Genomic DNA, 19,910 nt, shown 5'->3' on the forward strand with positions numbered 1-19,910 from the left:
CGCGGCGCACGATCCACCGCGCACCGCGTGCGCAGAGCCACCCGTCCGGACACGGAGTGCCCGGTGGACGGCGCTCGGCCGGGCCGGGGACGGACCCCGCGTATCCGCCCGCCGGAACCGGCCCTCCCCCAGATCCGCCCCGCCCCCCGACCCCGCGGCCCCGCGCGGAGCGGGACGCCCCGCTCTCCGGCATCGCGCTGCGCCGTCGAAGGTCCCCGCACTCGGCAGGCCGGTGCGGACGGCACACGGCCCACCGCCGCGGGCCCCGCTCAGCACGTGCCTCACACCGTCGTGGGGTCGGGCCTCCGGGTCAGTGCCGCGGCGGCCGCGCCGACCAGGCCCGCGTCCGTGCCCATCTGCGCGGGCGCCACGGTCAGTTGCTGCACGAAGGACAGGGTGGCGTAGTTCTTCAGGGCCGCGCGCAGGGGGGCGAGGAGGACGTCGCCGGCCTTGGCCACGCCGCCGCCGACGACCGCTATGTCGATCTCGACGAGGGTCGCGGTCGCCGCGATGCCCGCGGCGAGCGCCTGCGCGGCCCGTTCGAAGGAGGCCAGCGCCACGGGGTGTCCGGACCGCGCGGCGGCGGCCACGGCGGCGGCCGAGGCATCCCCGTCCGGCCCGGGCCGCCAGCCGCCCTCCAGCGCGCGGCGCGCGATGTTGGGCCCGCTCGCGATGCGCTCCACACAACCGCGGGAGCCACAGGGGCACAGGTCCCCGTCGAGGTCCACGGAGATGTGCCCGATGTGACCGGCGTTGCCGGTGGGACCGGGGTGCAGCCGCCCGTCCAGGACCAGCCCGCCGCCGACGCCCGTCGACACCACCATGCACAGCGCGTTGTCATGACCGCGGGCCGCTCCCTGCCAGTGCTCGGCGGCCGTGATGGCCACGCCGTCGCCGATCAGTTCCACGGGCAGCCCGCCGGTGACCGCACGGACCCGGGCGACCAGCGGGAACCCGCGCCAGCCGGGCACGTTCACGGGGCTCACCGTGCCGGCCGAGGCGTCCACCGGACCGGCGCTGCCGATACCGACGGCCCGGGTCCCGCCCCAGAGCGGGGAGGCGGTCAGCTCGCCGAGCACCTCCTCGACGGCGCGCATCACGGTCTCGCCGTCCCGCTGCGCGGGCGTGGCGCGCAGGCCGCGCACCAGGATCCGGCCCTGGCCGTCCACCAGCGCTCCGGCGATCTTGGTGCCGCCTATGTCGAGCGCGGCCACGAGGTCGGTCTGCATGAGTGTCAGTTCTCCCGCTGCTGTGGCGTCCTGGGGTCGCATTCGGGTTCCCCGGCCGGGAGGACGCCCGCTGGAGCGCGTCCCGTGTGGGACGCGGGCCGGAGATTGCGGTGGACAGTGTCCCCCGCTCGTGACAACGTTGTCCAGGCTCTATGCTCGACGGCACATCGTCATACGAGCCCACGGATCGACGCGTCCCGTTCGACGGAACCGTGACCCGCAGGACCGTGGACAACAGAACAGGATCCGCATCGTGCCCGAGACCGCCCGCCGACCCGCCGGCCGCTACGGCAACCGCCCGACGATGAAAGACGTAGCCTCGCGCGCGGGGGTCGGGCTCAAGACGGTCTCCCGCGTCGTCAACGGCGAGCCCGGCGTCACCGCGGACACCGAGCGCCGGGTACAGGAGGCGATCGAGGCACTGGGCTTCAGGCGCAACGACAGCGCGCGCGTGCTGCGCAAGGGCCGCACGGCCAGCATCGGCCTGGTGCTGGAGGACCTCGCGGACCCGTTCTACGGCCCGCTCAGCCGTGCGGTGGAGGAGGTGGCGCGCACCCACGGCGCCCTGCTGTTCAACGGCTCCAGCGCGGAGGACCCGGGCCGTGAGCAGGAGCTGGCGCTGGCCCTGTGCGCCCGCCGGGTGGACGGGCTGGTGATCATCCCGGCCGGCGACGACCACCGCTACCTGGAGCCGGAGATCAGGGCGGGCGTCGCCACGGTGTTCGTGGACCGCCCGGCCGGGGGGATCGACGCCGACGTGGTGCTTTCGGACAACCACGGCGGCGCCCGGGCCGGCGTCGCCCACCTCGTCGTCCAGGGCCACCGCCGGATCGGCTTCATAGGCGACATGCCGGGCATCCACACCGCCGCCGAGCGGTTGCGCGGCTACCGGTCGGCCATGGAGGACGCGGGCATACCCGTGGCGCCGACCTGGACGTCGCTGGGCGTCACCGACCCCGAACGGGTGCGCCGGGCCGCCGAGGAGATGCTCTCCGGACCCGAGCCCGTCACCGCGATCTTCGCGGGCAACAACCGGGTGACGGTCACGGTCGTGCGGGTGCTCGCCGAACTCGACCGCCCGGTCGCCCTCGTCGGTTTCGACGACTTCGAGCTGGCCGATCTGCTGCGGCCCGGCATCACGGTCGTCGCGCAGGACGCGGGCCGGCTCGGCCGTACCGCCGCCGACCGGCTCTTCCGCCAGCTCGACGGCGCGCTCGTCGCTCCGGAGCGCATCGAGCTGCCGACCCGGCTGATCACCCGCGGCTCGGGCGAGCTGCCGCCGGCCGACTGATCCACGCGTCGCCTGCCGGGCCGACGGCGCACGACGACGGCCGGGCGAACGGCGGGAGGACCAGTCCGAGTCGGGGCATCGGCGTGTCGGCCGGGTGAGCCGGAACCGGCCGGGGCCGGGGGGACTGTCCGCGGCGATCCCACTCGCCCCGGGGGAGCTGTCCGCGGCGATGCGGCTCGCCCCCGGCGGGGACGTCACGCGGCCGTCCCGGGGCGCACGACCGCGCCCGGCCGCCCGGCCGGCCCCTGGTTCCAGACCCGGTCAGCTCATCCCGCGGCGCGGCCCGGCGCCGCGAATCCCTCCAGGTCGGCCCGTGTCAGGCCGTCGGCCGCCCTCGTCACCTCCTCGGGGTCGAGCGCCCCGCAGTCCAGGCCGCGCAGCAGGTACCCGCCGAGGGCCCGGGCCGTCGCGGGCTCGTCCAGCACGTCGCCGCCGACACGGTGCGCGTAGCGTGCGAGGCGCGCCGCGGCCCGCTCGTAGCCCTCCCGGTAGAAGGCGAAGACCGCCGCGTACCGGGTCGGGAGGTGGCCTGGGTGCATGTCCCAGCCCTGGTGGAAGGCGCGGGCCAGGGCGCGCCGGGTGAGCCCGTAGTGCAGCCGCCACGCCTCGTGCACCCGCTCGGCCGGACCGACCGGCAGCACGTTGGTGGAGCCGTCCGAGACGCGTACGCCGGTGCCCGCGGCCGCCACCTGCATGATCGCCTTGGCGTGGTCGGCGGCCGGGTGGTCGCTCGCCTGGTACGCGGCGGAGACGCCGAGGCAGGCGCTGTAGTCGAAGGTGCCGTAGTGCAGTCCGGTGGCGCGGCCCCCGGCGGCCCGGATCATGCGGGCCACGGTCGCGGTGCCGTCGGCGGCGAGGACCGCCTGGCTCGTCTCGATCTGGATCTCGAACCCGAGCCGCCCGGGTTCGAGGCCCCACGCCGCCTCGAACGCCTCCAACAGCCGCACCATGGCGGTGACCTGCTCGGCGTACGTCACCTTGGGCAGGGTGAGGACCAGTCCCGCGGGCAGCCCGCCGGCCGCCATGAGGCCGCTGAGGAAGATGTCGAGGGTGCGGATCGCCCGGTCCCGGACCGGTGCCTCCAGGCACTTCGTGCGGATGCCCGTGTACGGGGCGGCCGTGCCCTCCGCGTACGCCCGCGCCACCAGCCGGGCCGCCCGGGCCGCCGCCTCGTCCTCCTCGGCGTCGGGGCGCGCGCCGTAGCCGTCCTCGAAGTCGACGCGCAGGTCTTCGACCGGTTCCCGCTCCAGCTTGGCGCGCACACGGTCGTGGACCTGCTCGGCGAGGTGGCCGGGGAGGCCGAGCACGGCCGCCAGGGAGGCCGCGTCCGGGGCGTACGCGTCGAGGGCGGCGAGGGCTTCCCCGCCCCAGGTGCGGACGGTGTCCGCGGTGAGGACGTCACCCGGGACGTAGACGGTGTGCACGGGCTGGCGGGTGCCGGGGTCCCCCGGATAGTGGCGGCGCAGTTCGGCGTCGACCGGGGCGAGGAACGCGCCGATCTCCTGGCCGACGGCACGGGCGAGACTCGTCGTGACTTTCTCCTGGTGGCCCTGCCCCATCCCATGGCCTCCCGTTTTCCGCTGTACGGAACGAGCGATCCGTCGCCGGAAGTTACCGGCCGGTCTTCCCCGCGGTCAACACCCCCTTGCCGCACCGTCCGCCCCGCCTACTCGGCATGTTCACGTCCATCTGGCAGCGTTTGCACCGGAGTACGCACGACACGCCCCGAAGCAGCCCCCGCCGCCCCGCCGAAGGAGCCCTTGTGCCGCACCACAGCCGAGTCACCCGCCGCCTGGGCTTGAAGAGCGCGCTGGCCACCGCGGTCACCCTGCCGCTGTCCGGTACGGCGCCGACCGCCGCCTCCGCCTCCGCCCCGGCCGGGGAAGGCCGCGGCAGCCGCCTGGAGGTGATGTCGTTCAACCTGCGCTTCGCGAGCACGGCCGAACCCCACAGCTGGGCCGCCCGCAGACCGGTGGTGCGCGCGCTGCTGCGCCGGGAGCGCCCGCACGTCATCGGCACCCAGGAGGGCCTGTACCAGCAGGTGCGCGACATCGAGGCCGATCTGGGCGAGGCCACCGGTGGCCGTTACGACTGGATCGGCACCGGACGCGCGGGAGGCAGCCGCGACGAGTTCATGGCGGTCCTCTACGACACCCGCCGACTGGCCCCGCTGGAGTACGACCACTTCTGGCTCTCCGACACCCCGGACGTGATCGGCTCCAACACCTGGGGCGGCGGCTCCGTCCGCATGGTCACCCGGGTCCGCTTCCGCGACCTGCGCGACGGCGACCGGGAGTTCCACGTCCTGAACACCCACCTGGACAACGCCAGCCAGCACGCACGCGCGCGTGCCGCCGCGCTGACGGCAGAGCAGATCGGCCGGTTGGACCGGTCGCTGCCGCTGGTCGTCACCGGCGATTTCAACGTCCCGGCCCACGGGAACCCGGTGTACGACACGATGCTCGGCGCCGGACTCGCCGACACCTGGGACGCGGCGGCCGAGCGCAGCGCCCTGTACGCCACGTTCCACGGCTACCGGCCGCTGGTCCCGGACGGCGACCGCATCGACTGGATCCTGGCCACCCCGGGCGTGACGGTGCACCGGGCGGCGGTCAACACGTACGCGAGGGCCGGGCAGTTCCCCAGCGACCACCTGCCGGTGCAGGCGTCGCTCACCCTCGGCTGACACGGGCGAGGCCCCCGCGACCGTACGGCGCGTGCGCGCCGGTCGCGGGGGCCTCGGTGCGGCCCTGGAGCGGGACTTCAGCCCTTGCGGGCCTTGATCTCCTCGGTGAGCTGCGGGACGACGTCGAAGAGGTCGCCCACCACGCCGTAGTCGACCAGCTCGAAGATCGGGGCCTCGGCGTCCTTGTTGACCGCGACGATCGTCTTCGAGGTCTGCATGCCGGCCCGGTGCTGGATCGCGCCGGAGATGCCGGAGGCGATGTACAGCTGCGGGGAGACGGACTTGCCGGTCTGGCCGACCTGGCTGGTGTGCGGGTACCAGCCCGCGTCGACCGCGGCGCGCGAGGCGCCGACGGCCGCGCCGAGAGAGTCGGCGAGGGCCTCGATGATGCCGAAGTTCTCGGCACCGTTGACGCCGCGGCCGCCGGAGACCACGATCGCGGCCTCGGTCAGCTCCGGGCGGCCCGTGGACTCGCGCGGCGTACGGCCGGTGACCTTGGTACCGGTGGCCTGCTCGGAGAAGGTGACGGACAGCGCCTCGACGCCGCCCGCGGCCGGGGCGGCCTCCACGGCGGCCGAGTTCGGCTTGACCGTGATGACCGGGGTGCCCTTGGAGACGCGCGACTTGGTGCTGTACGCGGCGGCGAACACCGACTGCGTGGCCACCACGCCCTCGTCGCCGGCCTCGAGGTCGACGGCGTCGGTGATGATGCCGGAGCCGATGCGCAGCGCGAGGCGCGCGGCGATCTCCTTGCCGTCGGCGGAGGACGGCACCAGCACGGCGGCCGGGGACACCTGCTCGTAGGCGGCCTGCAGGGCGTCCACCTTCGGTACGACCAGGTAGTCGGCGTACTCGGCGGCGTCGTGGGTGAGAACCTTCACCGCGCCGTGCTCGGCGAGCGCGGCGGCGGTGTCGGCGGCGCCGTTGCCGAGGGCGACGGCGACCGGCTCGCCGATCCGGCGGGCCAGGGTGAGCAGCTCCAGGGTGGGCTTGCGGACGACACCGTCCACGTGGTCGACGTAGACGAGGACTTCAGCCATGGGACTTCTTCTCTCCTGCTTGCGGTGAGGTGTGCGGGACGGGCGGCTCGGCGGGGATCAGACGAACTTCTGGCCCGCGAGGCTGCTCAGACGAACTTGCGCTCCGCGAGGAAGGCGGCGAGCTGCTTGCCGCCTTCGCCCTCGTCCTTGACGATCGTGCCGGCGGTGCGCGCCGGGCGCTCGTCCGCGGCGTCGACGACCGTGTAGGCACCCTCCAGACCGACCTCCTCGGCGTCGAGGTCCAGGTCGGACAGGTCCCAGGACGTGACCGGCTTCTTCTTGGCGGCCATGATGCCCTTGAAGGACGGGTAACGCGCCTCACCGGACTGGTCGGTGACGGACACGACCGCCGGGAGGGAGGCCTCGAGCTGCTCGGAGGCGGCGTCGCCGTCGCGGCGGCCCTTCACCGTGCCGTCCTCGACGGAGACCTCGGAGAGCAGGGTGACCTGCGGCACGCCCAGGCGCTCGGCGAGCAGCGCGGGCACCACGCCCATGACGCCGTCGGTGGACGCCATGCCGGAGATCACCAGGTCGTAACCGGCCTTCTCGACGGCCTTGGCCAGCACCAGGGAGGTACCGATGGCGTCGGTGCCGTGCAGGTCGTCGTCCTCGACGTGGATCGCCTTGTCGGCACCCATGGACAGCGCCTTGCGCAGCGCGTCCTTGGCGTCCTCCGGGCCGACGGTCAGTACGGTGACCTCCGCGTCGTCGGCGTCGTCCGCGATCTGCAGGGCCTGCTCGACGGCGTACTCGTCGAGCTCCGAGAGCAGACCGTCCACGTCGTCACGGTCGACGGTCAGGTCATCGGCGAAGTGCCGGTCGCCGGTGGCGTCGGGCACGTACTTCACAGTGACAACGATCCTCAAGCTCACGCCGGCTCTCCTACTGCATCGTCATTTCCGGGCTGCCTTCCGGGCTGCCTTTCCTGCAAGGCAGCATAGGCGCCGCAGGCGGCCTGTCCCCGCCGGGGCGGCCCGCGCCCGGAAGGCCAATATTACTCGCCAGTACATCCACTGCCTGCCCGCTGGGCAAGCGCCGTGAACTGTGACCTTGACAACGCTGCGTAATCGGTCAGGTGGCGTCCCGGAGCCCGTTGTAGCGCCCCTGGTGGTACAGCAGCGGACGCCCCGTGCCGGACGGGTCGCCGAGCACCACCTCGGCGAGCACGATCCGGTGGTCCGCCGCCGGAACCCGCGCCACCACCCGGCAGACCAGCCAGGCGAGGACGCCGTCGAGCACCGGGACCTCCTCGGGGCCGGTGCGCCAGCCGGTGGGCGCCGCGAAGCGGTCGGCGCCGCTGCGCGCGAAGGTGGCGGCCAGCTCCTGCTGGTGCTCGCCGAGTATGTGCACGCCGACGTGGCCGGCCGTGGCAAGCACCGGCCAGCTGGAGCTGCCGGTGCTGATGCCGAAGGAGAGCAGCGGGGGCTCCGCGGAGACGGAGCTCAGCGAGGTCGCGGTGAAGCCGACGGGGCCGGACGGGCCGCGCGCCGTGATCACGGCGACTCCGGCCGCGTGCCGCCGGAAGACGGAACGCAGCAGGTCGGGAGAGGTGAGCCGGGGGTGGGGGGTACCGAGACCGGGTCCGGCGGCCGTCATGGGGATGCCCTTCTGCGGGAGGCGACGCGGGGTCCGTGGTTGCTCAGGGGCGCTCAGCGGCCCGGACAGCACGCGCTCGCCGTACGGGCGAGGTCCACGTGGACGCGCTTGAAGAGACGGAGTTCCCGGGGCATACGGTCAGGCTGACGATAGGTGGCGCGTACAGTCAAGTGGCTCCCGGGATGTGGGAGGTACGGCACCGACCGTGTTCCACCAGGGACCGGGTGCCGAACGGGACGGACCGGATGCCGTACGGACGGGACCGCGTGCCGGGCCGCCCGGCCCCCGGGAGGCGTCACGAGACCCCGACCGCCTCGCCGAGCGCCGCGATCACGTCGGCCTTGCGCGGCTGTCCCGCGGCGCGGCGCACCACGCGCCCGTGCGCGTCCAGGACGAACACGGTCGGGGTGCCGAGGACCTCGAGTGCGCGCACCAGGGCGAGGTGCCGTTCGGCGTCGATCTCCACGTGGGCGACCCCGGGCACCATCGCGGCCACCTCGGCGAGCACCCGGCGGGTCGCCCGGCAGGGGGCGCAGAACGCGCTGGAGAACTGGACGAGCGTGGCCCGCTCTCCGAGCTCCTCCCCCAGTTCCGCCGCGCCCAGCCGTACGTCCCCGTCCTGTCCGCGCACGTCGCCGCTCCCGTTCCGCCGTCGTCCCGGCGCCCCGGCCCGGGTCCGCCGTCCGCTTCAGCGTCCGGGGTGACGCGGTGATTCCCGGCCGGGACGGGATCTCCCGCACCACGCGTCTCCGGGGTGATCAGGGGCGGGACGAGCAGGGGCGACGTGACGAGGATCTCGCCATTCTGGGGCACCGGGACTGGTTGTCCGTCCGTTTGATGGGGCACCATCTGCGCTATGCCGTAAACCTACGGCAGCGTAACTTTCCCGCCGGGAGTCCCCTTCCCTCCCCGGCAGAGAGAAGGGTCCACTTCGTCCATGGCTGAGCTTGTCTACCGTCCCGCCATCGGTGCCGCCCTCACGCTCTTCAAAGCCTGGGACCTGAAGATCGACTGCAAGGGCTCGGAGAACATTCCACGTTCGGGCGGCGCGGTGCTGGTGAGCAACCACATCAGCTACCTGGACTTCATCTTCGACGGTCTCGCCGCGCTGCCGCAGAAGCGGCTGGTGCGCTTCATGGCGAAGGACGCGGTGTTCCGGCACAAGGTCTCCGGTCCGCTGATGCGCAACATGCGGCACATCCCCGTGGACCGCTCGCGGGGCGAGGCGGCGTACGCGCAGGCCTTGGACTCGCTCAGGTCCGGTGAGATCGTGGGCGTCTTCCCGGAGGCCACCATCTCGCCGTCGTTCACGCTGAAGAGCTTCAAGTCGGGCGCCGCCCGCCTGGCCCAGGAGGCGGGCGTGCCGATCGTCCCGATGGCGCTGTGGGGTACGCAGCGACTGTGGACCAAGGGCCACCCGCGCAACTTCAGGCGCAGCCACATCCCGATCACCATCCGGGTCGGCGAGGCCATCGAGGCGTCCAAGGACAAGTACGCGGGCGCGCTCACCCGGCAGGTGCGCGACCGCGTCCAGGAACTGCTGGAGGCCGCGCAGCGCGCCTACCCCGTCCGCCCCAAAAGCCCCGGGGACACCTGGTGGGTCCCGGCGCACCTGGGCGGCACGGCCCCCACTCCGGAGGAGGTACGGGCGGCCGACGCCCGCTGACACGGGAACGCCCGCCCCCGCTCAGGGGGCGGGCGTGGTGATCCGCGCGCGCCCGCTGTCGCCGTCGGAGAGGAACGACGCCAGCCGCTCCCCCTCCTCGACCACGGCACCGCGGTCGGCCGGGGCGAGGCCGCGCAGCGGCCGGACCGTCACGGTCCCGGACTCGACCCGCCAGGTCGCGGCGGTCCGGCCGTCGACCAGCACCACGCGTTCACCGGCGACCGAGAGGCCGCGGTGGGCGTCGTCGATGATCCGGCCGCGGTCGTGGTAGCCGAGGACCGCGTTGTCGAACGCCGGCAGGAACCGGACGGGGGCGGGCGTGTCCGGTGCCGGGCGCGGTGCGTCCGGGAGGTCCAGCAGCTCACGGCCGCGCTCGTCGCGGAAGACGACCAGTTCCTCCCGCAGGGCCGACACGGCGGCCGGCAGCCCGGCGAGGCCGCACCAGGCGCGCAGATCGGCCGAGGCGGCGGGGCCGTACGCGGCCAGGTAGCGCCGTACGAGGGCCCGGCCGACCGGGTCCGAGCCGTCCGGGGCGGGCGGGGCGGGCTCGCGGCCCAGCCAGGAGGACAGCAGGACGTTGCGCACCCCGCCCTTGGCGCGCCACAGCCCGCGCGGCGGTGCCTGCGCCACCGGGACCAGGGCGGCGACCAGCATCTCGCCCAGTGGCCGCCCGCCCGGCACGTGCCCGCCCGGCCGGCGTGCGTCGACCGCGCGCACCAGTTCGCTCATCGTGCGGGGCTCACCGTCGGCCATCACCGCCCGGCCCGCCGCGGCGAGTTCGTCGAGGTCCACGCCCGCGAGTTCCCGGCGGTAGGTGCCGAGGACGCGCTGGCGCAGCATGGCGTCGAAACGGGTCCGCCAGGCCAGGACGTCGTCCGCGGTGAGCAGGTGCACGGTGCGGCGCATGAGGTGGGTGCGCACCACCCGCCGTTCGGTCAGCAGACCCGAGAGCGCCGTGGGGTCGAACGCGCGCAGGCGCGACCAGAGTCCGACGTACGGCTCCTGCGGTTCCTGCGCCTGCAGTCCCCCGAGGTGGGCGACGGCGTCGAGGACCGGCAGGTCGGCCGGGTCGAGCAGCAGCTGCCGGGCGAGTGCGGCGCGGTTGAGCGCCCGGTCGTCCAGAACGGGCGCGCGCCCACCGCCGCGCGCCGGCGTGCGTTTCCTCACCGCTGCTCCCTCGTCCCCATGGGCTCTCGTCTCCCCGCCTTCCGTCCGGTCAGGACGCCTCGTACTCACTGACGACGTCCAGGACCCAGGTGACGCCGAACCGGTCCCGCAGCATCCCGTAGAGGGACGCCCAGGGCGCGGGCCCGAGCGGCCGCAGGACGGTCGCGCCCGCGGAGAGTCCTTCCCAGTACCCGGTGATCTCCTCGGCCGCCTCGCCGCGGACCGAGACGAAGAAGGCGTTCTCGCCCTGGCTCCACGGCAGGTGCGCGGGCACGTCGTAGGCCATGACGCGGAAGCCGTTGCCGGCGGCCACCTGTCCCCACATCACCTGGTCCGCCGCGGACGGCTCCTGGACGTTCCCGGTGTCCGCGTACGTGACCACGGCCACCTCCCCGCCGAACACGGACCGGTAGAAGGTGAGCGCCGCGCGGGCGTCGCCGCGGAAGTTGAGGTGGGTGACGGTGCTGACGGACATGGTTCGGCTCCTCGCCTGGTGGGTCCCGGCCGGGCGGCTGCCCTGCTCGACGACCAAGGTGTCAGGGGAAGCGGTCAGGTTGTGACCGCTTCTCCGGGCAGGATGGATGTCATGCAGAAGACCTCAGCGCGACTGCTGTCGCTGCTCTCGCTGCTCCAGGCGCGCCGGGACTGGCCGGGGGCGCTGCTGGCCGAGCGGCTGGACGTCAGCCCGCGCACCGTGCGCCGCGACGTGGACCGGCTGCGTGAACTCGGCTACCCCGTCGTGGCGGTGAAGGGGCCCGACGGCGGGTACCGGCTGGGCGCCGGCAGCGAGCTGCCTCCGCTGCTCTTCGACGACGAGCAGGCCGTCGCCCTCGCCGTCGCCCTGCAGACCGCCACCGGCGGCGCCGGCCTGGAGGAGGCCGCGGCACGGGCGCTGCACACCGTCCGGCAGGTCATGCCCGCCCGGCTGCGCCACCGGATCGACACCCTCCGGGTCACGTCCGTCGAGCGGCCCGCGGACCGGCCGCACCCGCGGGCCGACGGCGGTGCGCTCGCCGCGATCGGCGCCGCCGTGCACGCCCGCGAGGTGCTCCGCTTCGACCACCTCCCGGCCGCCCCGCCGGAAGCGGGCCGGGACACCGGCGCTCCGCCCCGCCGGGTGCAGCCCCACCACCTCGTCACCCGGGGCGGACGCTGGTACCTCGTCGCCTGGGACCTCGACCGGGAGGACTGGCGCACCTTCCGCGCGGACCGGATCGTCCCGCGTACGCCCACGGGGCCCCGCTTCACCCCGCGCGCGGTGCCCGGGGGTGACGTGGCCGCGTTCGTCGCCGGCCGGTTCCGGGGCGCCGACGGGCCCGGCGACTGGCCCTGCCGCGGCGAGGTGATCCTCGGCGCGCCCGCCGCCGCCGTGGCCCCGTACGTCCGGGACGGAACCGTCGAGGAGTACGGCCCCGACCGCTGCCGGCTCGTCCTGGGCTCCTGGTCGTGGACGGGTCTGGCCGCCGCCCTCGGCGCGTTCGACGCCGACATCGAGGTCGTCGGGCCGGCCGAGCTCGAGGAGGCCTGCGCGCGCCTGGCCCGCCGCTACGCCGGGGCCGCGTCCGGCGTGCCCACCGGGCAGCCTTGAGGGCCCGTCGGCCCGCCCCCCTCAGAGTTCGGTGGGCAGCGTCCTCCAGAGGTACGGCCGGTCGGGGGCGGCCCGCAGCGCACCCAGCACGGCGGGGTGCGGCGCGGCGTACAGCAGCGGGTGGTCCACCTCGCCGGCCTCCGGGTCGACGGGGAAGGCCAGCCGCTCGCCGTCGAGGGAGAAGCGCGCGTCCACGCCCGGCTTGTTGCCGCGGGGGTCCTGCCGGTGCCAGGCGCCGTTGAAGCGCACCGCGACCAGACCGTGCACCACGTGGCCGCCGTCGTCGTGCGTCAGCCGCTGGTAGCAGAGCGCGGTCGGGATGTCCTCGGCCCGCAGCAGGGCGGCCAGGGCATGGGCCTTGGCGTGGCAGATGCCGGTGGCCCGCTCCAGTACGTCGGAGGCGCGCCAGGTGACACGCGGGTCCCCGGAGTCCGCCGAGTGCGGGATGGCGTCCCGTACGAACTCGTAGGCGGCTCGTGCATATCCATACGAGTCGTCCACCTCTTGGGCCAGGCGCGCGGCCGTCCGCCGCACCTGCGGGTGGTGGTGATCGATGGCCTCGTCAGCGGCCAGATAGGCGGAGAGTTCGGGCGTGTCCTGGGTCAGCTCCATGTCGGCAGAGCATAGAAATGCGATCACCCGGAGTCAATTAATTTCCAGGTAACCGCATAGCTATGCACGACATGCCCGGCCGCTGCCTACCGCGCCGTCTCCTCCTTCAACGCCGCCAGGAAGCCGTCCACGTCCTCCTCGGTCGTGTCGAAGGAGCAGACCCAGCGGACGTGCCCGACGGCCTCGTCCCAGAAGTAGAAGCGGTACCGCTTCTGCAGGCGCTCGGCCGCGTCATGCGGCAGGCGCGCGAACACGGCGTTGGCCTGGACGGGGTACAGGATCTCCACGCCGTGCACGGCGCGCGCGCCCTCCGCCAGGCGCCGCGCCATCTCGTTGGCGTGGCGGGCGTTGCGCAGCCACAGGTCCTTGGCGAACAGCGCCTCCAGCTGCGCCGACACGAAGCGCATCTTGGAGGCGAGCTGCATGGACAGCTTGCGCAGGTGCTTCATCCGGCGCACCGCGTCCTGCTCGATCACCACGACGGCCTCGCCGAACAGCGCGCCGTTCTTCGTCCCGCCGAGGGAGAGGATGTCGACGCCCACCGCATTGGTGAACGTGCGCATCGGGACGTTGAGGGAGGCGGCCGCGTTGGCGATCCGTGAGCCGTCGACGTGCACCCTCATTCCGTGCGCGTGGGCGTGCTCGCAAATCGCCCGTATCTCGTCCGGGGTGTAGAGGGTGCCCAGTTCGGTGGACTGGGTGAGCGAGACCACCTGCGGCATCGCGCGGTGCTCGTCGTCGAAGCCCCAGGCCTGGCGGTCGATCAGCTCGGGGGTGAGCTTGCCGTCGGGGGTGGGCACCGTGAGCAGCTTCAGGCCGCCCATCCGCTCGGGGGCGCCGCCCTCGTCGACGTGGATGTGCGCGCTCTCGGCGCAGATCACCGCGCCCCAGCGGTCGGTCACGGCCTGCAGCGCGAGGACGTTGGCGCCGGTGCCGTTGAAGACCGGGTACGCCTCGGCCGTGGCCCCGAAGTGGCTGCGGACGACGCCCTGGAGGTGCTCCGTGTAGGCGTCGCCGCCGTACGCGACCTCGTGCCCGCCGTTGGCCAGGGCGAGCGCGGCGAGCACCTCGGGGTGGGCGCCCGCGTAGTTGTCGCTGGCGAAGCCGCGGACCCCGGGGTCGTGACGGCGCCGGGCATCGGTCTTCGGAGGGTTCACGGCTTCTCGGTCAGCCACAGGCGCGTCCCGTTCACTTCGGCGGCGGGCCGCTCCCAGACATCGGCGACGGCCTCGGCGAGGTCGCCCACGTCCATGAAGCCCGCGAACTTCGCGTTGGGGCGCTCGGCGCGCATCGCGTCGTGCACCAACGCCTTCACCACCAGGATCGCAGCCGCCGCCACCGGCCCCTGCTCGCCCCCCGCCCTGCGGAAGCCGTCCGCCATCGCGAGCGTCCACGCCTCGGCGGCGGCCTTCGCGGCCGCGTACGCGGCGTTGCCCGCCGTCGGCCTGCTCGCGCCCGCCGCGCTGATCAGCACGTAGCGACCGCGGTCGCTGCGCTGCAGCGCGTCGTGGAAGGCGAGCGAGGTGTGCTGCACGGTGCGGACGAGCAGCTTCTCCAGCAGGTCCCAGTCGGCGAGGTCGGTCTCGGCGAAGGTCGCGCTGCCGCGCCAGCCCCCGACGAGGTGGACGAGGCCGTCCACCCGGCCGAAGTCCTTCTCGACGCGGGTGGCCCAGTCGCGGGCCGAGCGCGCGTCGAGCAGGTCGACGGTGTCACCGACGACCGTCGCGCCGCCGTGCGCGTAGCGGGCCGCGTCGACGGCTTCCGCCAGCCGCTCGGGCTCGTTGTCCGCGCCGACGACGGTCGCCCCCGCCTCGGCCAGCCGCAGCAGCGCGGCGCGGCCCGCGGGTCCGCCCGCGCCGGCCACCGCGACGACCGCGCCGCTCAGCGGGCCGTTGCCGTTTCCGTTCCCCATGTCCGTCTCCTGAGCAGTGCGGGCCGCGGCGGCGCCGGTGACGCTCACGCGGCGGCCCGCTCGGCGGTCCGTGCCGTGATGCCCTCGGTGGCGGCGATCACGTGCTTGAGCTTCTTGGCCAGCGCCTCGTAGAACATGCTCAGCGGAAACTCGTCCGGGAGCACCTCGTCGACGAGCTTACGGGGCGGCAGTGACAGGTCGAGCGCTTGTGGGCCCTTGGCCCAGGTGGAACCCGGGTGCGGGGCGAGGTAGGCGGAGACCAGCTCGTACCCGGCGAACCAGTGGACGAGTTTCGGCCGGTCGATGCCGTCGCGGTAGAGCTGCTCGATCTCGGCGCACAGCCGGTTGGTGACCTGCGGGGCGCGCTCCCAGTCGATGGAGAGCCGGTTGTCGGTCCAGCGCACGACGTCGTGCCGGTGGAGGTAGGCGAAGAGGAGCTGGCCGCCGAGACCGTCGTAGTTGCGGACGCGCTCACCGGTGACCGGGAAGCGGAACATCCGGTCGAACAGCATCGCGTACTGCACGTCGCGACCCTGCGGCACCCCGTCCTCGGCCAGCTTCACGGCCTCCTTGAAGGCGGTGAGGTCGCAGCGCAGCTCCTCCAGGCCGTACATCCAGAACGGCTGGCGCTGCTTGATCATGAACGGGTCGAAGGGCAGGTCGCCGTGGCTGTGGGTGCGGTCGTGGATCATGTCCCACAGGACGAAGGCCTGCTGGCAGCGGTCCTGGTCGGCGACCATCTCACGCACGTCGTCGGGCAGTTCCAGGCCGAGGAGTTCCACGGCCGCCCCGGTGACGCGACGGAAGCGGGCGGCCTCGCGGTCGCAGAAGATGCCGCCCCAGCCGAACCGCTCGGGAGCCTCGCGCACGGCGATGGTCTCCGGGAAGAGCACGGCCGAGTGGGTGTCGTAGCCGGCGGTGAAGTCCTCGAAGGTGATGCCGCAGAACAGGGGGTTGTCGTAGCGGGTGCCCTCCAGTTCGGCCAGCCAGTCCGGCCAGACCATGCGCAGGACGACCGCTTCGAGGTTGCGGTCCGGGTTGCCGTTCTGCGTGTACATCGGGAAGACCACGAGGTGCTGCAGACCGTCCCGGCGGTCGGCGGCGGGCTGGAAGGCCAGCAGGGAGTCGAGGAAGTCGGGCACCCGGAAGCCGCCGTCGGCCCAGCGCCGCAGGTCCTCGACGAGCGCCCGGTGGTACGCGGCGTCGTGCGGCAGCAACGGCGAGAGCTCCTCGACCGCCCGCACGACACGGCCCACGGCCAGTTCGGCGTCCGCGGGGTCGGGGGCGCCGTCGGCGTCGAAGTCGACGGAGCCGTCCTTGGACTGCCATGGCCGGATCCGCTCCACGGCATCCTTGAGCACGGGCCAGGTCGGGTGATCCACCACCCTCGCCACGGGAGGAACTCGCTCCTCCGCACCCACGGACACAAGAATTTCCGTCATGACCCACCCTCCACGGGAGAACCTCGCGTGGGAACACCGTATGTAGGCCAGGATCGTTCCCGCAAGGCCGTCGACAGGAAGTTATGCTGCTCAATCATGCGTTCGCCGAACATTTTCCTGCCTCGCTCCACCTCGGACAGAAGGTGGACGGCGTTCGCTCCCTCCGGACCCGCACCGGTCAAGCGTCCGCGCGACGCGCCCACCCAGGGGTGACCGGATCTCCGCCCTCGCCGGCCGGACGCCCTCCCCCGCCCGTGCCGTACGGCTCGTACACGCCCCCGCGGAATCGGACGCGTGCGTGGACCGGAGGACTACGCTGCGGCCTTGCCGCGTGGAGCCGCCTCCTCCGCCCACGCGGACCGAGCCGCCGTCGACGGAAGCGAGTCGCGCCTTGAACTTCCTCACCATCGGTCACCGCGGAGTGATGGGCGTCGAGCCCGAGAACACCCTGCGCTCCTTCGTCGCCGCGCAGGCCGCGGGCCTCGACGTCATCGAACTCGACCTCCACCTGAGCAAGGACGGCGCCCTCGTCGTCATGCACGACGCCGACGTGGACCGTACGACGGACGGCAGCGGCCCGATCGCCGAGAAGACCCTCGCCGAACTGCGCGCCCTGGACGCCGGCCGCGGGGAGCGCATCCCGACCTTCGAGGAGGTCGTGGACGCGGTGGACGCCCCGTTGCAGGCGGAGATCAAGACCGTGGCGGCGGCCCGGTCGCTCGCCGAGGTCATGCACCGGCGGGACCTGGTCGCCCGGGTGGAGGTGCTGTCCTTCCACGACGAGGCGCTGGCGGAGATCTCCCGGCTCGTGCCCGGGGTGCGCACCGCGCTGGTGGCCAGCCGTTACGGCACCGACGTGGTGGAGCGGGCCACGGCGGTCGGGGCCGGCGCGCTCGTGCTGAACATCCGGCGGCTGACGCTGGAGGTCGTCGAACGGGCACGCAAGGCGGACCTGAGGATCATCGGCTGGGTGGTGAACACCCAGGACCACCTGCGGCTGGTGCGCGCCCTGCAGCTCGACGGCGCGACGACCGACTACCCGGAGATCAAACGCACCGGCCGCTTCACCGCGTGACGGCGCCGCGCGCTGATTCCGCCGGGAACACGACGAAGGCCCTCACGCCAGCTCCTTGACCAGCAGCTCGAACACCAGGTCGTCCCGGAGCGGAATGCCGAAGCGTTCGTCGCCGTACGGGAACGGGCTCGTCCGTCCCGTACGGCGGTAGCCGCGCCGCTCGTACCAGGCGATGAGGTCCTCGCGCGCGGAGATCACGGTCATGTGCAGCTCCGTCGCGCCCCAGCTCTCCCGCACGGTCCGCTCGGCCTCCGCCAGGACGGCCCTGCCCAGTCCGGCGCCCTGCAGCGCGGGGTCGACCGCGAACATCCCGAAGTAGGCGTGCGCGCCGCGGTGCTCCAGCTGGCAGCAGGCGACGACGGTGCCGTCGCGTTCGGCGGCGAGCACCCGGCTGCCGGGCGCCCCGACGATCTCCCGCACCGCCTCGCGGTCGGTGCGCTGCCCCTCGAGGAGGTCCGCCTCCGTGGTCCACCCGGCCCGGCTGGACTCCCCGCGGTAGGCCGACTCGACCAGCGCGACGAGGGTGTCCACGTCGGCGCCGGTGGCATCACGGAAGGTCAGTCCGGTGACGGTGCGGTCGGCGGTGTCGGCGGTGTCGGCGGTGTGCATGGGATGCGGCTCCTGTCGCGGTACTCGGCTCGAGGCACCGTCGAGCGTAGTCCCCGGAGCACTAGGCTCCGCCGCATGGTCCACGTACTGAGCAGTCGCATCCTCCTGCGCCCCACCGACCCCGAGCGCTCCCGTGCCTTCTACGGCGAACAGCTGGGGCTCGCGGTCCACCGGGAGTTCGGCACCGGCCCCGAGCGCGGCACGGTCTACTTCCTGGGCGGCGGCTTCCTGGAGGTCTCGGGCCGTGCGGACGCCGCACCCTCGCCCGCGCTGAAGCTGTGGCTCCAGGTGGCGGACGTGGCCGCGGCGCACACGGAGCTGGCGGCCGCCGGGGTGGAGGTGCGCAGACCCCCGGTGCGGGAACCGTGGGGGCTGGTCGAGATGTGGATCGCCGATCCGGACGGCACGGAGATCGTCCTGGTGGAGGTGCCCGCCGACCATCCGCTGCGGTACCGGCCGGGGATCTAGACCGCCCCGGCCGGTCCTCGGAACGATGCGGGTACGGAACAACGATTCTGCGGCCCGGTCCCCCAAGGTCCCTCAGGGCCGCAGATAGCCCAGCCGGCCCTCCAGCTGGATCAGCAGTTCGCCCAGCAGCGCGGCCAGCTCGCGCTGCCCCTCGACGCCCACCCCGGACAGCACGGCCGACTCGTAGCCGAGCTGCTCGGGGATGATCGTGTCGACGAGCTCCCGTCCGGCGTCGGTCAGCCGGACGTGGGCCACGCGCCGGTCACGGTCGTCGCCGCGCCGCTCGACCAGGCCCCGCTCGGTCAGCTGTTTGAGCCGCTTGGTGACGGCGGCGCCCGAGGAGAAGGTCTCCCGGGCGATCTCGCTCGGGGTGAGTTCATGGCCGGTGCGGCGCAGGGTGCCCAGGACGTCGAACTCGGGGCGGGTGAGCCCGGCGCGGCGCAGCGGCGCGTCCTCGGCCTGCTGCAGCAGGGCGGCGCAGCGGTTCACCCGGCCGATGATCTCCATGGGACCGGTGTCCAGGTCCGGGTGGACGGCCTGCCACTGGCGCACCACCTTGGCCACCGTGTCACCACCGGCCACCGGAGCGGGCGGGCGCGGGGGCGGCCCGCCGTTCCCGTCCGCTCCGGTGACCGTCCGTCCGACCGCGCCGTCCGCCGCGCCCGTTCCCCCGCTGCCCGCCGTCATGCCTCTGCGCCCTCCGGAGTGTGTCGGTTCCGCTGTCGTACCGTCGCCGCGAGCGTACGATGCCCGGCCTGTTCCGCGCTCATCACCTCCTCCTCGGGCAGGGCCCGCCGCCACCACTCGCCGGCCGCGGCGTCGGCGGTGGTCCGCAGGTCGACCAGCGCGGCGGCGAGGTCCCGGCGGGCGGCGTCCAGCGCGGCGGGGGCCGCGGACGCGTCGGCAACCGTCCGCTCCGCGCGCGTGCGGGCACGCCGCACGGCGTCCAGGGCCCGCTGCAGGCGGTCGCCCGCGCGCCGGTTGGTGACGGCGACCGCCGCGAGGAAGCCGACGAGCGCGCCGACGACGGTGTCCAGGACCCGGTCGGTGATCAGCTCACCGGCGGGCTGGACGTGCGCGAACTCCGTGACGAGCAGGGCCATGGGGGTCACGCAGACGGTGCCGAGCCAGTAGTTGCGGCTGATCAGGGCCTCGGCGCCGAAGTTGAAGGCGAGGCAGCACAGTACGAGGGCCAGCGGGCCGAGGTGGGCGAGCGGGGCGACGGCCGCGAAGACCAGCACGCCGACGACGTTGCCGACCACGCGCTGCACGGCCCGGTTCCAGGTGAGGCTGAGGTTGACCTGGTACAGCGAGGCGGCGGTGACCAGGGCCCAGTAGGGGCGGCCGACGCCGATCGCGAGGGAGGCGTACCCCGCGAGGGCACAGCCGAGGGCGGTGCGCACGGCGACGGGGGCCACCGGGCCGAGCCCGCGCCACCACGGCGGTGTGGGCGTCGCCCGGTCGATCTCGGCGCCGAGCACCTCGTCGGCGGCCTCCCCCAGGTCGCCCGCGCGCGGGACGGCGCCGGT

At 73.8% G+C, this 19,910-nt stretch carries 22 protein-coding genes; 6 read left to right on the top strand and 16 right to left on the bottom strand.

Annotated elements, in window-relative coordinates; genetic code table 11:
• Positions 1-281: 281 nt before the first annotated feature.
• On the bottom strand, positions 282-1,229 hold the full coding sequence (locus tag UW392_RS15440; protein WP_320775563.1) for an ROK family protein: 948 nt from the start codon (positions 1,227-1,229) through the stop codon (positions 282-284).
• 253 nt (positions 1,230-1,482) lie between these two features.
• On the opposite strand from UW392_RS15440, the gene UW392_RS15445 reads away from it, so the two are divergent.
• Positions 1,483-2,520 carry a LacI family DNA-binding transcriptional regulator gene (locus UW392_RS15445; protein ID WP_320775564.1) on the top strand — a complete coding sequence of 346 codons (1,038 nt, stop codon included), beginning with the start codon at positions 1,483-1,485 and terminating at the stop codon, positions 2,518-2,520.
• Positions 2,521-2,786: 266 nt separating this feature from the next.
• On the opposite strand, the gene UW392_RS15450 is transcribed toward UW392_RS15445, so the two are convergent.
• Complete coding sequence (locus tag UW392_RS15450) at positions 2,787-4,079, bottom strand: DUF6986 family protein (RefSeq protein WP_320775565.1); 1,293 nt, start codon at positions 4,077-4,079, stop codon at positions 2,787-2,789.
• Between the two features lie 203 nt (positions 4,080-4,282).
• On the opposite strand from UW392_RS15450, the gene UW392_RS15455 reads away from it, so the two are divergent.
• Positions 4,283-5,206 (top strand): endonuclease/exonuclease/phosphatase family protein, encoded by a 924-nt coding sequence (locus UW392_RS15455; protein WP_320775566.1) that lies wholly within the window; start codon positions 4,283-4,285, stop codon positions 5,204-5,206.
• 77 nt (positions 5,207-5,283) lie between these two features.
• Here the strand turns inward: UW392_RS15455 and UW392_RS15460 are convergent, their stop codons facing one another.
• The 5 genes from UW392_RS15460 to UW392_RS15475 form a co-directional block, all read right to left on the bottom strand.
• The gene (locus tag UW392_RS15460) at positions 5,284-6,246 is read right to left on the bottom strand and encodes an electron transfer flavoprotein subunit alpha/FixB family protein (RefSeq protein ID WP_320775567.1); all 963 of its coding nucleotides are present in this window, start codon (positions 6,244-6,246) and stop codon (positions 5,284-5,286) included.
• A gap of 86 nt (positions 6,247-6,332) precedes the next feature.
• Positions 6,333-7,118: an electron transfer flavoprotein subunit beta/FixA family protein gene (locus UW392_RS15465; RefSeq protein WP_320775568.1), complete on the bottom strand. Its 786-nt coding sequence runs from the start codon at positions 7,116-7,118 to the stop codon at positions 6,333-6,335.
• Positions 7,119-7,317: 199 nt separating this feature from the next.
• Positions 7,318-7,842, bottom strand: a complete 525-nt coding sequence (locus tag UW392_RS15470) for a flavin reductase family protein (protein ID WP_320775569.1) — start codon at positions 7,840-7,842, stop codon at positions 7,318-7,320.
• 53 nt (positions 7,843-7,895) lie between these two features.
• Positions 7,896-7,976, bottom strand: coding sequence for a putative leader peptide (locus UW392_RS66970; RefSeq protein WP_414496188.1), 81 nt, complete (start codon positions 7,974-7,976; stop codon positions 7,896-7,898).
• Between the two features lie 161 nt (positions 7,977-8,137).
• A complete protein-coding gene (locus UW392_RS15475; RefSeq protein WP_320775570.1) occupies positions 8,138-8,473 on the bottom strand; it encodes a thioredoxin family protein in 336 nt (111 codons plus the stop codon).
• 306 nt (positions 8,474-8,779) lie between these two features.
• Between UW392_RS15475 and UW392_RS15480 the strand changes: the two genes are divergently transcribed.
• Complete coding sequence (locus tag UW392_RS15480) at positions 8,780-9,508, top strand: lysophospholipid acyltransferase family protein (protein ID WP_320775571.1); 729 nt, start codon at positions 8,780-8,782, stop codon at positions 9,506-9,508.
• Between the two features lie 21 nt (positions 9,509-9,529).
• Here the strand turns inward: UW392_RS15480 and UW392_RS15485 are convergent, their stop codons facing one another.
• Positions 9,530-10,675, bottom strand: a complete 1,146-nt coding sequence (locus UW392_RS15485; RefSeq protein ID WP_320775572.1) for a winged helix DNA-binding domain-containing protein — start codon at positions 10,673-10,675, stop codon at positions 9,530-9,532.
• 49 nt (positions 10,676-10,724) lie between these two features.
• Complete coding sequence (locus UW392_RS15490) at positions 10,725-11,150, bottom strand: VOC family protein (RefSeq protein ID WP_320775573.1); 426 nt, start codon at positions 11,148-11,150, stop codon at positions 10,725-10,727.
• Between the two features lie 111 nt (positions 11,151-11,261).
• Here UW392_RS15490 and UW392_RS15495 point away from each other — a divergent pair, with 111 nt between their 5' ends.
• Positions 11,262-12,263: a helix-turn-helix transcriptional regulator gene (locus UW392_RS15495; RefSeq protein WP_320775574.1), complete on the top strand. Its 1,002-nt coding sequence runs from the start codon at positions 11,262-11,264 to the stop codon at positions 12,261-12,263.
• Positions 12,264-12,284: 21 nt separating this feature from the next.
• Here UW392_RS15495 and UW392_RS15500 read toward each other — a convergent pair whose 3' ends face one another.
• The 4 genes from UW392_RS15500 to UW392_RS15515 form a co-directional block, all read right to left on the bottom strand.
• Entirely contained in the window at positions 12,285-12,875 is a 591-nt protein-coding gene (locus UW392_RS15500) for a transglutaminase domain-containing protein (RefSeq protein ID WP_320775575.1), read from the bottom strand.
• Between the two features lie 86 nt (positions 12,876-12,961).
• Positions 12,962-14,032, bottom strand: a complete 1,071-nt coding sequence (locus tag UW392_RS15505) for a low specificity L-threonine aldolase (RefSeq protein ID WP_320775576.1) — start codon at positions 14,030-14,032, stop codon at positions 12,962-12,964.
• Complete coding sequence (locus tag UW392_RS15510; RefSeq protein ID WP_320775577.1) at positions 14,029-14,787, bottom strand: SDR family NAD(P)-dependent oxidoreductase; 759 nt, start codon at positions 14,785-14,787, stop codon at positions 14,029-14,031. Before UW392_RS15510 ends, UW392_RS15505 begins: the two co-directional genes overlap by 4 nt.
• A gap of 44 nt (positions 14,788-14,831) precedes the next feature.
• Entirely contained in the window at positions 14,832-16,229 is a 1,398-nt protein-coding gene (locus UW392_RS15515) for a DUF6421 family protein (protein ID WP_320775578.1), read from the bottom strand.
• A 391-nt stretch (positions 16,230-16,620) separates the two neighbouring features.
• Between UW392_RS15515 and UW392_RS15520 the strand changes: the two genes are divergently transcribed.
• Positions 16,621-17,304, top strand: coding sequence for a glycerophosphodiester phosphodiesterase (locus tag UW392_RS15520; protein ID WP_320775579.1), 684 nt, complete (start codon positions 16,621-16,623; stop codon positions 17,302-17,304).
• Between the two features lie 42 nt (positions 17,305-17,346).
• Here UW392_RS15520 and UW392_RS15525 read toward each other — a convergent pair whose 3' ends face one another.
• The gene (locus UW392_RS15525; protein ID WP_320775580.1) at positions 17,347-17,913 is read right to left on the bottom strand and encodes a GNAT family N-acetyltransferase; all 567 of its coding nucleotides are present in this window, start codon (positions 17,911-17,913) and stop codon (positions 17,347-17,349) included.
• Positions 17,914-17,988: 75 nt separating this feature from the next.
• On the opposite strand from UW392_RS15525, the gene UW392_RS15530 reads away from it, so the two are divergent.
• Positions 17,989-18,381, top strand: coding sequence for a VOC family protein (locus UW392_RS15530; protein ID WP_320775581.1), 393 nt, complete (start codon positions 17,989-17,991; stop codon positions 18,379-18,381).
• Positions 18,382-18,453: 72 nt separating this feature from the next.
• Here UW392_RS15530 and UW392_RS15535 read toward each other — a convergent pair whose 3' ends face one another.
• Both UW392_RS15535 and UW392_RS15540 read right to left on the bottom strand, forming a co-directional pair.
• A complete protein-coding gene (locus UW392_RS15535; RefSeq protein ID WP_320775582.1) occupies positions 18,454-19,068 on the bottom strand; it encodes a MarR family winged helix-turn-helix transcriptional regulator in 615 nt (204 codons plus the stop codon).
• A partial coding sequence (locus tag UW392_RS15540; protein WP_320775583.1) for an FUSC family protein occupies positions 19,065-19,910 on the bottom strand: 846 nt, incomplete at its 5' end. The genes UW392_RS15535 and UW392_RS15540, both read right to left, overlap by 4 nt.

The organism is Streptomyces sp. CRN 30 (genome assembly GCF_034105845.1).